The organism is Streptomyces iranensis, from assembly GCF_017874715.1.
GTDB lineage: Bacteria > Actinomycetota > Actinomycetes > Streptomycetales > Streptomycetaceae > Streptomyces > Streptomyces iranensis.
On sequence record NZ_JAGGLR010000001.1, the window covers coordinates 360762 to 374718 of the forward strand.

The following is a 13957-nucleotide window of genomic DNA, read 5'->3' on the forward strand; positions in this document are numbered from 1 at the left end:
GGCCGTCGTGGACGCGGGGGTCAGAGCCGCTTCGGCCACAGGTCCGGGTCGGGAGTGAAGCGCACCTGGAGCCATCCGTCGCGCAGCCCGGCGCCGGAGACGGTGCAGCGGCGCAGGGCGGACGGCAGCGGCAGCACCCGGTGGAACGGCGCGACGGTGACGATCAGTTCATCGCCCCGGCGCACCAGGGAGAGCCTGTCGCGGTCGGCGCCCGGCAGCGGCAGCCGCCACAGCAGCACCCCGTCCTCGGCCAGCCGGTCCTCGACGGTCCAGGGGTCGGCGGCGGGCCGGTCGGGCCGCGCCTCGGGCGCCCCGACGGCCCCGGCGAGATCGGCGAGCCCGGCCGGGGCGCGCCGGGCGCCGTCGCCGGGGTGCGGCTCGGCGGGATACGACTCGGCCGGGTGCGGCTCGACGGGATTCGACTCGGCAGGGTGCGGTTCGGCGGGCCGCGGTTCGCCGAGGCCGTGCGGATCGCGGCCCAGATGCGGCAGCTCACGGACCGGGACGGCGGGGGCCCACTGCTCGTACAGCTCCTTGAGCGCGTCCTGCTGCTGGCCCGACAGCGCGGCGAGCCACGGGTCGGCGGTGCCGGTGGGCAGCAGCCGGTTGGCGATCACCGCCTCCACCCGGCAGCCGTGCAGCGCGAGACCGGCGCGGGCGGTGCGCAGCGCCCGGTCGGCGAGCGGTCCCGGCTCCACGACCAGCCGTACCGTGGTGGCCTCGGACTCGATCACTCCCTGGACGGCGGCCAGCTCCCGCTCCCAGCGCTCGGCCGTCTCGTACAGCTTCTGCGCGGGCATCGGCACCCCCGCCAGCTGGGCGAGCATCGGCCGCAGCGCGCGGGCCGCCTGCCGCTCGGCGGGCAGCAGCCGACGCAGATAGCGCCGCAGCTGCTCGGGCAGCGCGAGCAGCGCGACGGTGTCCGGCGCGGGCGGCATGTCGACGACGAGGACGTCCCAGCCGGTGCCGGGCGGGGCGGTCTGGGCGGCGCGCAGGGCGCGCAGCAGCGCGATGGCCTCCACCCCGGGCAGGGCGGTCAGCTCCTCGCCGTCCAGTGGGGTCGCGCCGAGCAGGTCGAGCAGGCCGTGGCCGCGGTCCTGGAGGGCGGTCAGCTCACCGCGGAACCACTCGTCCGTGACGACCCGCGCGGCCCACAGCCCCGGCGCGAGCTCGACGGGTACGGACCACGGCAACCGGTCCGCCGAGCGCCCGGGTACGGACCGCGGCGTGCCGATGCCGAGCAGCGCCTCGGGGGTGCCGTCGGAGTCGGCGGTGAGCAGCAGGGTCCGCTGCCCCTCACGGGCGGCGGCGAGGGCGGTCGCGGCGGCCACTGTGGTGCGGCCCGCGCCGCCGGTGCCGGTGACGAGGACCGTACGCATGAAGAGAGCCTCCGGCAGGGGGGTTACGTCGGTGTGCGCGGCGCGGGTCCGGTGCTCCGCACCCGCCGGAGCGTACCCCGCACTGTGGATCGCCCCGGGCACCGTCGGGGCCCGGGGCGGTCCGGGGCGGTCCGGGGCGGGTCAGGCGCCCTCGACGCGCTTCTTCAGGCCCGCGAGCGCGCGGTCGATGATGACCTTCTCGGCCTTGCGCTTGATCATGCCCAGCATGGGGATCTTGACGTCGACCGTGAGCTGGTACGTCACCTCGGTGCTCTTGCCGCCGTCGCGCGCCGACAGCCGGTAGGAGCCGTCGAGGGTGCGCAGCATCTGGGACTTGACCAGGGACCAGTTGACCTGGTCGTCCCCGGTCCAGCTGTACTGGAGGGTGTAGTCGTCCTTGATCGCGCCGGCGTCGAGCAGCATCCGCACCTGCTCGCCGCGGCCCTGGGCGTCCTTGGTGAGGATGTCGGCCTCCTTCACCTCACCGGACCACTCCGGGTAACGGTCGAAGTCGGCGATCACCTCCATCACGTCGGCCGGGGCCGCCTCGATCGTGATGCTCGAGCTGGTGTGTTCCGCCATCGCCGTGGCTCCTCCGTACCGGTCCGCCGCATGGGTCCTCTGCGGCTGAAGGCTACCGCGCGCGGGTCACCACTCCAGGGTCCAGGGGGTGCCGGAGGAGGCGAAGTGCCCGACATTGACGCACTCGGTGGCCCCGATCCGCATCCGGCGGACGAGCGGCTGATGGACATGGCCGAAGAGGGAGTACTTGGGACGGACGGTGTGGATCGCCTCCAGCAGGGCGGCGCTGCCGCGCTCGAAGCGGCGGGCGACGGTGTCGTAGCAGAGGTCGGGCACGTCCGGCGGGATGTGGGTGCAGAGCACGTCCACCTCGCCGAGCGCCGCGATCTTCGCCGCGTAGGTCTCGTCGTCGATCTCGTAGGGGGTGCGCATCGGCGTGCGCAGCCCGCCGCCCACGAAGCCGAAGACCAGCCCGCCGATCTCGGCGCGCTCGCCGTCCAGGACGGTGGTGCCGGACTGGGCGTACTCCGGCCACAGTGACGGCATGTCGACATTTCCGTAGGTGGCGTACGTCGGGGTGGGGAACGCGGCGAAGAGTTCGGCGTACTGGCGGCGGATCCCGGCCTCTATGGCCGCGTTGCGGTCCAGCCCCTCCCACAGCCGGTTGCCGAGCGCCCGCGCCTCCTCGAAGCGGCGGGCGGTGCGCAGTTCGACCAGCCGGTCGGCGTTCTCGACCCCGAAGAGATCGGGGAAGATGCCACGTGAGTGATCGGCGTAGTCGAGGAAGAGAACGAGGTCACCGAGGCAGATCAGGGCGTCCGCCCCGTCACCGGCCTTCTCGAGGTCCTCACTGTTGCCATGCACGTCACTCACCACGTGGACTCGCATGCGTGTCACCCTAAGACGTACGGGCCCGCGCCCGTAAGGTGTTCCGCCTGCACCGCCCCGCGTCCACCTGCGGTTCCTTAGCGGACGCGGCACCCGTCGACTAGTCTGCGGGCAGCACGAAGGCGGTGTGTGACGCATCAAACATCTGGGCAGGAACCCCTATCCCGGAAGCGTACCGATGGGTAACGTCCGGGCCGTCCACCACCCCCCATGCCCTGTAGCGGCGCCGGCGCCCCACGAGGAGCAGCAGTCTTGCGCGAGTTCAGCCTTCCGGCCCTGTACGAGGTTCCGGCCGACGGCAATCTGACGGATCTCATCCGCCGCAATGCCGCACAGCATCCCGATGTCGCCGTGGTCGGCCGCAAGGTCGACGACCGATGGGAGGACGTGACCGCGACCGTGTTCCTGGCGGAGGTGCGCGCCGCCGCCAAGGGCCTGATCGCGGCCGGTGTGGAACCGGGCGACCGGGTCGGCCTGATGTCCAGAACCCGCTACGAGTGGACGCTGCTCGACTTCGCCATCTGGAGCGCGGGCGGGGTCACCGTGCCGGTGTACGAGACGAGTTCACCGGAGCAGGTCCAGTGGATCCTCAGCGATTCGGGCGCGGTGGCCGCGCTGGTCGAGACCGGCGTCCACGAGGCCGCCGTCGAGGCCGTCCGGGACACCCTGCCCACCCTGAAGCACGTCTGGCGGATCGAGGGCGACGCCATCGGGACGCTGGGGAAGCTGGGCGAGCACGTCCCCGAGGAGAAGGTGGACGAGCGCTCCTCGATCGCCAACGCCGACTCCGCCGCCACCATCGTCTACACCTCGGGCACCACCGGCCGCCCCAAGGGCTGTGTGCTCTCCCACCGCAGCTTCTTCGCCGAGTGCGGCAACGCGGTGGCGCGGCTCAAGCCGATCTTCAACACCGGTGAGTCGTCGGTGCTGCTGTTCCTCCCCGAGGCCCATGTCTTCGGGCGGCTGGTGGAGATCGCGGCGGTGCTGGCGCCGATCAAGCTCGGCCATGTGCCGGATGTGAAGTCCCTGACCGACGAACTCGCCGCGTTCCGGCCCACATTGGTGCTTGGCGTGCCGCGCGTCTTCGAGAAGGTCTACAACTCGGCGCGGGCGAAGGCCCAGTCCGAGGGCAAGGGCAAGATCTTCGACAAGGCGGCCGACACCGCCATCGAGTACAGCAAGGCGCTGGACGCCCCGGGCGGGCCGTCCTTCGGGCTCCGCTTCAAGCACAAGGTCTTCGACCGGCTGGTCTACAGCAAGCTGCGGGCCGTGCTGGGCGGCCGGGCCACCCACGCCATCTCCGGCGGGGCGCCGCTCGGCGAGCGGCTGGGCCACTTCTACCGGGGCATCGGCTTCACGGTCCTGGAGGGGTACGGCCTGACGGAGTCCTGCGCGGCGACCACCTTCAACCCCTGGGACCGGCAGAAGATCGGCTCGGTCGGGCAGCCGATGCCGGGCACGGTGGTGCGCATCGCCGACGACGGCGAGGTGCTGCTGCACGGTGAGCACCTCTTCACCGAGTACTGGAACAACGAGACGGCCACGGCGGAGGCGCTGTCGGACGGCTGGTTCCACACCGGGGACGTGGGCACGCTCGACGAGGACGGGTACCTCACCATCACCGGCCGGAAGAAGGAGATCATCATCACCGCGGGCGGCAAGAACGTCGCCCCGGCGGTGATAGAGGACCGGATCCGGGCCCATGCCCTGGTGGCCGAGTGCATGGTCGTCGGCGACGGCCGCCCCTTCGTGGGCGCGCTGGTCACGGTGGACGAGGAGTTCCTGCCGCGCTGGGCGGCCGAGCACGGCAAGCCCGAGGGCGTGACGGTGGCCGAGCTGCGGGAGGACCCGGACCTGCTGGCGGAGATCCAGCAGGCGGTGGACGACGGCAACGCGGCGGTGTCCAAGGCGGAGTCGATCCGGAAGTTCCGGGTCCTGGCGACGCAGTTCACCGAGGACTCCGGGCATGTGACGCCCTCGCTGAAGCTGAAGCGGAACGTGGTGGCGAAGGACTTCGCCTCGGAGATCGAGGCGCTCTACCGAGGCTGACGACAGCAGGCCGGCTCGGGCCCGGGGGCGCGCCCCCGGGCCCGCGTCGTCACAGCAGTGACTTCAGGCGGTCGGCCAGCAGATCCCAGCGCCAGCGCTCCTCCACCCAGGCGCGGCCCCGCTCGCCCATGCGGCGGCGCAGCTCCGCGTCCTCCAGCAGGGTCACGACGCGCTCGGCGCTCTGCTCGGCGGAGTCGCCCCGTACGACCCATCCGGTCTCGCCGTCCAGCACCGCGTCCGGCGCCCCGCCCGAGTCCCCGGCGACGACCGGCAGACCGGTCGCGGACGCCTCCAGATAGACGATGCCGAGGCCCTCGACGTCCAGCCCGCCGCGGCGGGTGCGGCATGGCATGGCGAAGACATCGCCCGCGCCGTAGTGGGCGGGCAGCTCCTCCCAGGGGACGGGGCCGGTGAACCGCACCGACTCGGCCACGCCCCTGGTCTCCGCGAGGCGGCGCAGATCCTTCGCGTACGGCCCGCCCCCGACGATCAGCAGCACCGCGTCCGGCACCCGCTGGAGGATCCGCGGCATGGCCCGGATCAGCGTGTCCTGCCCCTTGCGCGGCACCAGCCGGGAGACGCAGACCACGACGGGCCGCTCGGCCAGGCCCAGCCGGGCCCGGATCTCATCGCCGCCCGAACCGGGGCGGAAGGTCTTCTCGTCGACGCCGGGCGGGAGTTGGACCATGCGGGCGGCGTCCCGGGGGTCGAGCGCCGCGGCGACGCGGGAGCGGGTGTACTCACCGAGATAGGTGAGGGTGTCCGTGGCCCCGCCGATCCGCCGCAGCAGCTGCCGTGAGGCGGGCAGCTGCGCCCAGGCCGCCTCGTGGCCGTGCGTCGTCGCCACCAGCCGCCGCGCCCCGGCCGCGCGCAGCGCGGGGGCCATCAGCCCCAGCGGCGCGGCGGCGCCGAACCACACCGAGGTGCAGCCGTGCTCGCGCAGCAGCGCGGTCGCGCGGCGGGTGACGCGCGGGGTGGGCAGCAGCATGGTCGTCCGGTCCCGGACGACCGGGTACGGCTGCTCGGCGTCGAAGCGTGCGGTGGCCTCGGCACCCTCCCGGCCGCGCTTCCAGGTGGAGGCGTAGACGACGATCCGGTCCGGGTCCAGGCGCAGCGCGATGTTGTGCAGAAACGCCTGGATGCCGCCGGGGCGGGGCGGAAAGTCGTTGGTCACGAGCAGGGTCTTGTCCATCCTGGCCGACAGTACCGGGCGCGGCCCCGGGCCCGCTCCGCCGCGTCCGGCCCGGGGCCCGGGGCGGCGCGGCCCGGCTCGGTCGCCGCGGACGGGCGCGGGGCTCAGCCCGGCTCGGTCGCCACGTACGGGGACGGGCCGGGGCCCGGGGCGGCGCTCAGCCCAGCTCGATCGCCACGTACAGGGACCGGGGCACAGCCCAGCTCGATCGCCACGTACGCGTCCGGGCCTGGGACGCCGGGCGCAGCCCGGCTCGGTCGCCGCGCACGGGCGCGGGGCTCAGCTCAGCTCGGTCGCCACGTACGGGGACGGGGCGGGGCCCGGGGCAGCGCTCAGCCCAGCTCGATCGCCACGTACAGGGACCGGGGCACAGACCAGCTCGGTCGCCACCTACGGGGGCGGGGCGGGGCCCGGGGCACCGCTCAGCCCAGCTCGATCGCCACATACAGGGCCCGGGGCGCAGTCCAGCTCGGTCGCCACGACGGGCCCGGGGTGCAGTTCAGCTCGGTCGCCACGCACGGGCCCGGGGCGCCGGGCGCGGTCCGGCTCGGTCGGCGCGGGCGGGGGCGGGGCTCAGCTCAGCTCGGTCGCCACGTACTTTCGCCACCGCGCCGTGAACTCCCGCATGCTCACCCCGAGTACCTTCCGCAGCGCCGACTCCACCGCCCCCGAGCGCTCATGCGCCCGGCCCACCGCGCGGTAGAAGTCGACCAGCTTCTTCTCGCCCCATGTGTCGGCGATCAGGCGGCAGGCGAGCCAGCCCTGTTCATAGGCGCGGGAGAGGCGGTCGGGGTCGCTGCCGAAGCGGAAGTCGTCGTCGCGCGGGAGCGCGGTGGGCAGGTGCCCGGCGGTGACGGCGTCGGTGAGTTCGGGGGCGATCTGGCGGGGGGCGCGGCCCGGGGTGCGGTAGCCCACCCAGTCGGCGAAGCCCTCGGAGAGCCAGAGCGGGGTGGCGGCGCTGGTGGCGGTGCGGGTGGCCACATGGGCCGTCTCATGGGTGATCACGACGCGCCGGCCGAAGTCGCCGAGGACCTGGTACGCCTCGGGGTTGACGATCACGCGGTCGGCGGGGGTCTCGTCACCGGCCCCGCCGACCTCGCCGGTGGTGACGGCGGCGATCCCGCGGTAGCCATCCGCGGAGGCGCCGAGCAGGGCGGCCATCCGGCCCAGGGAGGCGGGGACCTCGACCACGACGCGCCCGGCCCACTCATGGGGCCAGACCTGGCCCAGGACGGGCACCGCCCGGTCCGCGGTGTCGGCGACCGCGCGCAGCACCCGCCGGTCCTGCCCGACGCCGAGGACGAGGCTGTGGGCGCCGCGCACGACGTCGACCGTGCCCTGGTCCCACAGCTGCTCCATACCGCGCTTGCCGTCCACCACACCGTCGTCGGAGGCGACGTACCACTGCCCGCCGCGCCGGGCGAGGGTGAGGTACTGGGCGGAGACGACCGGCGCGGTGTCGTACCCCTTCAGCCGGTACCGGAGTTCGACCTGCGCGGCGAGGCTGCGGCCGCCGACTCGCGCGGGCGCGAAGCCGCCGGTGCGCACCAGGCGGTAGGTCCAGGAGCGCAGCGGTACGGCGGACATCTGCCGGAACACCCGCCGCTGCTCGGTCAGGTAACCGGCCGAGCCGCGGTCGACGGTCGCGAGGAAGGCGTCCGCGTCCCGCTTCCGGACCGCCGCCGCCCGCTGGTCCAGCATGCGCTGCACGGCCCGGCCGTCGCGCCCCTCGGGGTCGTCGGGCGCGGGGACGGGGCCGCAGCCGCTCAGCGCGGTCAGGGAGAACGCGCCCACCAGGGGCAGGCACAGCAGCGCCCGCCATCCGCCCGATCTCCACCGACCCGCCACGTCTTAGATCGTACGAGCCCGCGCGCCGGCTTCAGACCCGAGTGATGGAAGAGATCGGCAACATGCCCACGGGGTCGTACCGGACCCGCGCCCCGGGGTAAGGGGCGTGGATCACCTGCCCGTTGCCCGCGTACATGGCCACATGGCTGGCGTCGGAGCGGTAGACCACCAGATCGCCGGGGCGGGCCTGGGACAGCGGCACCGGCTGCCCGGCGTGCGCCTGGGCCTGGGAGGTGCGCGGAATGGCCACTCCGGCGTGGGCGTAGGCCCATTGCATCAGCCCGGAGCAGTCGAAGGCGGTGGGACCGGCCTGGCCCCATGCGTACGGCAGCCCCAGGGCCGCCCGTGCCGCGCCGTACGCCGTGGCGGCCCGTCCCGAGGACGGCACGGCGTGCGGCCCTCCCTGCAGGCCCCCAGGGAGCTCGTCGGGGCCGTAACCGGAATCGGAACCGGAAGGGGAGCGGCCGCCAGGAAGGGCGCCCGGCGTCAGCCCGGCGAGGGCGCCGTGCTCCCGTCCGCCCGCCCGCGAGGCGCGGCGTGCGTAGTTCTCCCACTCCCCCGGCGGCAGCGCGTTCACCAGCCGCCGCGCCGTGGCCAGCCGGCGCTGGACCGCCCGCTTGTGGCGGGCCACCTCCTTACGGCTGTGCTCCAGCTTCACCAGCTTGGCCGCGGCCTCCGCGCGCTCCTGCCGCAGCGTCCGCTGGGCGCTCTGGAACACCCGCAGCTGGGCGGTCTGACGGCTGGTGATCCGCTCCAGGGTGGCGGCCCGGTCGAGGTACTGGGCCGGGTCCCCGGACAGCAGCAGGGCGAGGCCCGGGTCGATCCCGCCGGTGCGGTACTGCCCGCCCGCGAGGGCGCCGAGCGCCGTCCGCATCCGGTTGACCCGCCCCTGGCCGCGGGCGGCCCGGTCCTGGACCCGGCCGACCTGGCGGCGCAGGGCCTGGGCCCGCGTCTCCGCCGCGTTGTAGCGCTCGGTGGCCCGCTCGGCCTGGGCGTAGAGCGTGGCGATCCGGTCGCCGGCGGACCGGGCGGACGGACTGCCCGCCGGGTCGTGCGGCTCGGCACCGGCAGGCACGGCGGACAGCGCGGCGGCGGAGGCCACCGCGGCCGCCGAGGCGGCGGTCCAGACGGTGGCCCGGCCGGACCGGGGTTTCGCGACGCGGCGACAGGACGCCATGGGAAGCCGCACTCCCTTCCGCAGTGTCGGGCTGAGAACTGCGGGCAGACAGTAGCCGCGGCGCCACCCACGGTCCAACGGCCGTGAGGTGCGGGCACACTGACGCCCCGCCGACTGACGCAGGTCACCGGCGGGGCGGGGGATCAGCGAGGGCGCTGGAGATTCGCCCGAAAGGATGGCAGTTGAGGCGGTTTGAAACCTGGTTCGCAGGCCTCCCGGATCAGACCCGGACGCCGAACTGGAACGGCATGTTGTCCATCGACTCGTAGCGCACACCGGCACCGGGCTTGGGCGCGTGCAGCACCTGGCCGCCGCCCGCGTAGAGGCCTATGTGGTGCAGGTCGCCGTAGAAGAGCACCAGGTCGCCCGGCTTGAGCTCACCGCGGCTGATGCGGGTGCCGGCGTTCGCCTGGTCCTGGGAGATCCGCGGCAGCTGCACCCCGGCCTGCTGGTAGGCCCAGCCGGTGAGTCCGGAGCAGTCGAAGGAGGACGGACCGGTCGCGCCCCAGACGTACGGGAGGCCCATCTTCGTCTTGGCGGCGGCCAGCGCGGCGGCGGCACGCCCCGACTCGGGCACCTCGTTGCCGAGGTCGACGCGCTCGCTGGAGCGGTTGGCGCGCTCGGCGTCCTGGGCGGCCAGCTTGGCGCGCTCCTTGGCCGTGAGGGTGTTGAGAAGGTTCCGGGCCTTGGACAGCTTGCCCTGGATCTCGTCCTTCTTCTTGCCGAGCGCCTTACGGGTGTCGGCAAGGTCCTGCAGCTTGGTGGACGCCTCCTCGCGCTGCTGCTTGAGGGTGCGCTGCTTGTCGGCGATCTTCCGCAGGGACTCGGCCTGCTTGCCGCTCAGCTGGCTGAGGGTGGACGCCTTCTCGAGGTAGGTGTCCGGGTCGGAGGAGAGGAGCAGCTGCACCGAGGGGTCGATCCCACCGGAGCGGTACTGGGCGGTGGCCATCGAACCCAGGCCGTTGCGCAGCTTGTTCAGGTCCTCCTGGCCGCGCGCCACCTTGTCCTGGAGCTCGCCGACCTGCTTCTCCAGCTTCTGCTGCTTCTCCTTGGCGCCGTTGTACTTCTCGGTCGCCTGCTCCGCGTCTTCGTAGAGCTTGTCGACCTGCTCCTTGACGTCCTTCTTGTCCTGCTTCGGAGCGGCCTGGGCGGCCTGGGACGTGAGAGCGACGGCGGCGGCCGCGGTCGCGGTGAGGACGGTTACCCGAGTGCGGCTCGGCTGCTTGGGTCGACGGTGGGACGCCACGAAGGCGAGCTCCTTCTTCCTCCAGCCGCCTACCGGGAGTTGGGGGGTTGTGAAGCCCCGGCTCCGCGACAGGGCGCGGACTCGGCGGTACCTCCGCTGTCACCCCGGATGGGTGATCAACCGCGCGAAGGTTCGAGCTGACCATAGTGACCCCGCCGTGATCCGTTCAAATCCCGACGGCAAAAAAGTCGGTCCGCGAGGGCATATTTTACAAATATCGCACGGGCAGTGATGGTCGATGACGCTCCGCTGACATCACAAGTGACCCGGGTCAGACTTGTGAAGTCATTCGAAGTGATTCGGGCACCTCGGCCGCGGAATGGAGAAACGGGGCAACCGGGGCACGCGGAGGGACGATTCGGGTCACGACGGCTCAGGAACGGGCAAGTCGCTTCAGCAGCAACGCCGAAGCCACGGGGCGCGCTCCGGCGCGGGCCACCCCGTCGGCCACCTCGCGGTCGGTCGACACCACCACCACCGGACGGCCCGGCGGCTCGGCCCGCACCAGCTGCCGGATCAACTCGTCGGCCGTCACACCCGGCTTGCTGAACAGCACCCGCACCCCGCGCGGCGGCGCGAGCAGCACCGGAGCGGCCAGCTCCGCCCCGTCGAAGACACAGGTCATCTCCGCGCCCGTCTGGGCCGCGAGCACCGCCAGACCGCCCAGCAGCCGCAGCCGCTGCTTCTCCAACGGCATCGTGGGATAGCCGGTCTTGGTGACGTTGTAGCCGTCCACCACCAGATGAGCCTGGGGCAGCGCGAGCAGCTGGTCCAGCAGCGCCGGGTCCATCTCCGACAGCGCCCTGGTCGCTATGTCCTTCGGCGTCATCTTCCCCGGCTCCACGGCGTCCACCGTGTCCGCCGGGCGCATCGACGCGGGCGGCAGGGCCAGTTCGCGCCGCAGCCCCTGCGCGGCGTCCAGCACCGTGTCCAGCAGCAGCCGCAGCCGCATGTCCTCCACGCTGCGCCCCTCGCGCACCGCCCGCCGGCTGGCCTCCAGCGCCGACTCCGCCTCCGCGAGCCGGGCCCGCAGCCGCCGCGCCTCGCTGTCCGCGGTGGCCTGACGGGTCGCCGCCTCCGACCGTACGGACTCCAGCTCCGTCTCGAGCTTGCGCAGCGCGGCCGCACCCCGCTTCACATCGCTCTGCGCGCTGCGCAGCTTGCGCTGGAGCACGTCGTTCTCCTTGCGGGCCGACTCCAGCTCGGTGCGCGTCCGCTCGGCCTCGTGCCGGGTGGCCGCCTTGGCCTCGGCGAGCTCCTCGCGCAGCCGCTGGAGCTCGCGCGCCGCCTCCTCACCGGCCCGCTCGGCGGAGGCCCGCTGGGCCTCCTCGCCCGCCGCCTCGACCAGCTTGACCCAGCCCACCGGGCGCAGCACATACGCCACCGCCGCGACATCCACCGGATCGGCCGCTGCGGGCGGCGAACCGCCCTCGATCGCCTCGGCCAGCTCCCGCTGGGTCTCCCGCAGCCGTCCCGCGATCCGCTGCCGGAAGACGGGGTCACTCTCCACCGCGGCGGCCATCGCGTTGCCCGCGAACTTGGCGCGGCGGGTCGGGGTGAAACGGGCGTACTGCCGCAGCTGGGTGGGCAGCTCGGTGACCGTCAGACCGCCGAAGGCGTCCGCGACCAGCGCCACCACGCGCCGTCGCACCCCTTCCGGCAGGGGGCGGTCCAGCGCCTCGGGGACGCCCTCGGCGTCACCGGCCGCCCCGGGGTCACCGGTCCGCTCCACCACCTGTCACCGCTCCGTTCTCAGGCGCTCTGGCCGGTGCTCGGACGATCCACTAGTTCGACCTGGTCGACCGCGTTGCACCAGCGACAACGCACTGACTCAATGGTCTCACTGAGCACCTCGCGTTCCTCGACTCTGGGTTCCCCCGCCAAGTCGAGATGCACATACTCCACGGCTCTGGTCGAGCGGGTCACATCGAACCGGGTGAGATTGCCGCACAGTGTGCAACGCCAGCGGGTCTGGGTGGTCGGCAGGGGCACGGCCATGGTTGCGGATCCTCGCTTCTCGGCTCGTCGGCGGCGTCCTGTAACCCTACGGCCTGAGCCCTGGCCCGTGCCGGGCCCGGTCCGCCCCCACGACCCGCCCGAGCGCGGCGAGGCGCTCTGTGGAGGTTGCGCCCGGTACGGAATGATCTGCCCATGATCGAGACGTCGTCGGGGCGCCACCGCCCCTGGATGGCGGGGCCCGGCCGCCCCTGGATGACGTACGGCCTGATCGTCAGCTGCTGCCTGATCTTCGTCCTCGGACCGGCCTCGGGGCTCAACCCCGGCTATGGCTCGGGCGGGCGGCTGGTGGAGGCCCAGTCCACGTACTTCGAGCGCTGGGGGGTGGTGCCCAGCGCCCTGTGGAGCGGCGACCCCGATCAGCCGCTCGCCCCGCTGACCGCGCTCTTCGTGCACGGCAACTGGCTGCATCTGCTCGGAAACATGCTGTTCCTGTATGTCTTCGGCGCGATGACCGAGGAGCGGATGGGCCGTTTCCAGTTCGCCGTCTTCTACCTCGCCACGGGCTATCTGGCGCTCCTCGGGTACGCCGCCGCCCACGCCGACTCGGCCCAGTCCCTGGTGGGCGCCTCCGGGGCCATCTCCGGGGTGCTCGGCGCCTTTCTGTGGCTATTCCCCCGGGCCCGGGTGACCAGCCTCTTCCCGTTCCTGCTCTTCCTCCCGCTGCGCTTTCCGGCGTGGGCGGTGCTGATCTTCTGGGTGGCCCTCCAGTGGCTGGCCGCCCGGCAGGCCGACGACCGCCCCGGCGTCGCCTATCTCGCCCATCTCGTGGGCTTCACGCTCGGCTTTCTCTACGCGTGGGCCCGGTTCGGGCGGACGGCTAGAGTGGGCGGCGCAGCCAGGCCCAGTGAGGGAGAAAGCCAGCCGTGATCACTTCGATCGTGCTCATCAAGACCAACGTGGACCAGATCCCGGAGACCGCCGAGAAGATCGCCGCGCTGGAGGGTGTGAGCGAGGTCTACTCGGTCACCGGCGCGCACGATCTGATCGCGATGGTGCGGGTGGCCCGGCACGACGACCTCGCGGACATCATCACGGGCCAGATCAGCAAGCTGCCGGGGGTGGCCTCGACCGAGACCCACATCGCCTTCCGGACGTACTCGCAGCACGACCTGGAGGCGGCGTTCGCGATCGGCCTGGACGGCTAGGTCGTGTCCGGCGGGCCGTGACACCTGCGGCGCGCCCTTCCCCTCTCCGCCCCTCCCCGCCCCTTCCCGCAACCGGGGTTCCACCCCAGACCCCGGACGCGCGCGAAGGCCCGCCCGGCCATCCGCCCCGTCTGCCCGCCGACCGCGATCAACCCACCGCCGCAAGCGCTCACGACGACGGCCGCCTCGTCACCCCCGGAGCCCAGGGGCGACGCGAAACCGGGACTCCCCCAGACCCCGGCCGGACAACCCGGATGGGCGCGGGCGTCCGCCCAGTCATCCGCCGCGTCAGCGCGGCGACGCGGCGACGCGGCCAGCCCGCCGGTGCAGGTAATCACGCCCTCACCACCCGCCCCGCGGACCCCCTGGCCGGTCAGCTGGTCGCGGCCGCGGTCGGCTCATCGACCCCCGGGTCCAAGAACGAAGCGAGGCCGGGACTCCGCCCCAGACCCCGGCCGGACGCCCGGACGCGCGCGGTCATCCGCCGCGCCA

General features: G+C 73.2%; 12 protein-coding genes. 3 read left to right on the forward strand and 9 right to left on the reverse strand.

Annotated features, from left to right (window positions below):
* Nucleotides 1-20: 20 nt before the first annotated feature.
* From J2Z30_RS01630 to J2Z30_RS01640, 3 genes are all read right to left on the reverse strand, one after another.
* Nucleotides 21-1379 carry an ArsA family ATPase gene (locus tag J2Z30_RS01630; protein ID WP_044576786.1) on the reverse strand — a complete coding sequence of 453 codons (1359 nt, stop codon included), beginning with the start codon at nucleotides 1377-1379 and terminating at the stop codon, nucleotides 21-23.
* A 141-nt stretch (nucleotides 1380-1520) separates the two neighbouring features.
* A complete protein-coding gene (locus J2Z30_RS01635; RefSeq protein ID WP_044576785.1) occupies nucleotides 1521-1961 on the reverse strand; it encodes an SRPBCC family protein in 441 nt (146 codons plus the stop codon).
* A 66-nt stretch (nucleotides 1962-2027) separates the two neighbouring features.
* Nucleotides 2028-2789 carry a metallophosphoesterase family protein gene (locus tag J2Z30_RS01640; RefSeq protein ID WP_044576783.1) on the reverse strand — a complete coding sequence of 254 codons (762 nt, stop codon included), beginning with the start codon at nucleotides 2787-2789 and terminating at the stop codon, nucleotides 2028-2030.
* Nucleotides 2790-3041: 252 nt separating this feature from the next.
* Here J2Z30_RS01640 and J2Z30_RS01645 point away from each other — a divergent pair, with 252 nt between their 5' ends.
* Nucleotides 3042-4838 (forward strand): AMP-dependent synthetase/ligase, encoded by a 1797-nt coding sequence (locus J2Z30_RS01645; RefSeq protein ID WP_044576782.1) that lies wholly within the window; start codon nucleotides 3042-3044, stop codon nucleotides 4836-4838.
* 49 nt (nucleotides 4839-4887) lie between these two features.
* Here J2Z30_RS01645 and J2Z30_RS01650 read toward each other — a convergent pair whose 3' ends face one another.
* The 6 genes from J2Z30_RS01650 to J2Z30_RS01675 all read right to left on the reverse strand — a co-directional run bounded on the left by J2Z30_RS01650 (nucleotide 4888) and on the right by J2Z30_RS01675 (nucleotide 12299).
* Nucleotides 4888-6030, reverse strand: coding sequence for a glycosyltransferase family 4 protein (locus J2Z30_RS01650; RefSeq protein ID WP_044576780.1), 1143 nt, complete (start codon nucleotides 6028-6030; stop codon nucleotides 4888-4890).
* 573 nt (nucleotides 6031-6603) lie between these two features.
* On the reverse strand, nucleotides 6604-7878 hold the full coding sequence (locus J2Z30_RS01655; protein ID WP_411762023.1) for a hypothetical protein: 1275 nt from the start codon (nucleotides 7876-7878) through the stop codon (nucleotides 6604-6606).
* A 31-nt stretch (nucleotides 7879-7909) separates the two neighbouring features.
* A complete protein-coding gene (locus J2Z30_RS01660) occupies nucleotides 7910-9055 on the reverse strand; it encodes a C40 family peptidase (RefSeq protein ID WP_044576778.1) in 1146 nt (381 codons plus the stop codon).
* Between the two features lie 220 nt (nucleotides 9056-9275).
* Nucleotides 9276-10301, reverse strand: coding sequence for a C40 family peptidase (locus tag J2Z30_RS01665; RefSeq protein WP_044576777.1), 1026 nt, complete (start codon nucleotides 10299-10301; stop codon nucleotides 9276-9278).
* Between the two features lie 373 nt (nucleotides 10302-10674).
* Complete coding sequence (locus J2Z30_RS01670) at nucleotides 10675-12036, reverse strand: NYN domain-containing protein (RefSeq protein ID WP_044576776.1); 1362 nt, start codon at nucleotides 12034-12036, stop codon at nucleotides 10675-10677.
* Between the two features lie 17 nt (nucleotides 12037-12053).
* The gene (locus J2Z30_RS01675) at nucleotides 12054-12299 is read right to left on the reverse strand and encodes a hypothetical protein (protein ID WP_020872016.1); all 246 of its coding nucleotides are present in this window, start codon (nucleotides 12297-12299) and stop codon (nucleotides 12054-12056) included.
* A 153-nt stretch (nucleotides 12300-12452) separates the two neighbouring features.
* Here J2Z30_RS01675 and J2Z30_RS01680 point away from each other — a divergent pair, with 153 nt between their 5' ends.
* Both J2Z30_RS01680 and J2Z30_RS01685 read left to right on the forward strand, forming a co-directional pair.
* Nucleotides 12453-13187, forward strand: coding sequence for a rhomboid family intramembrane serine protease (locus tag J2Z30_RS01680; RefSeq protein WP_020872015.1), 735 nt, complete (start codon nucleotides 12453-12455; stop codon nucleotides 13185-13187).
* Nucleotides 13184-13465: an Lrp/AsnC ligand binding domain-containing protein gene (locus J2Z30_RS01685; RefSeq protein ID WP_020872014.1), complete on the forward strand. Its 282-nt coding sequence runs from the start codon at nucleotides 13184-13186 to the stop codon at nucleotides 13463-13465. The genes J2Z30_RS01680 and J2Z30_RS01685 overlap by 4 nt, the downstream gene beginning before the upstream one ends.
* Nucleotides 13466-13957: the final 492 nt, after the last annotated feature.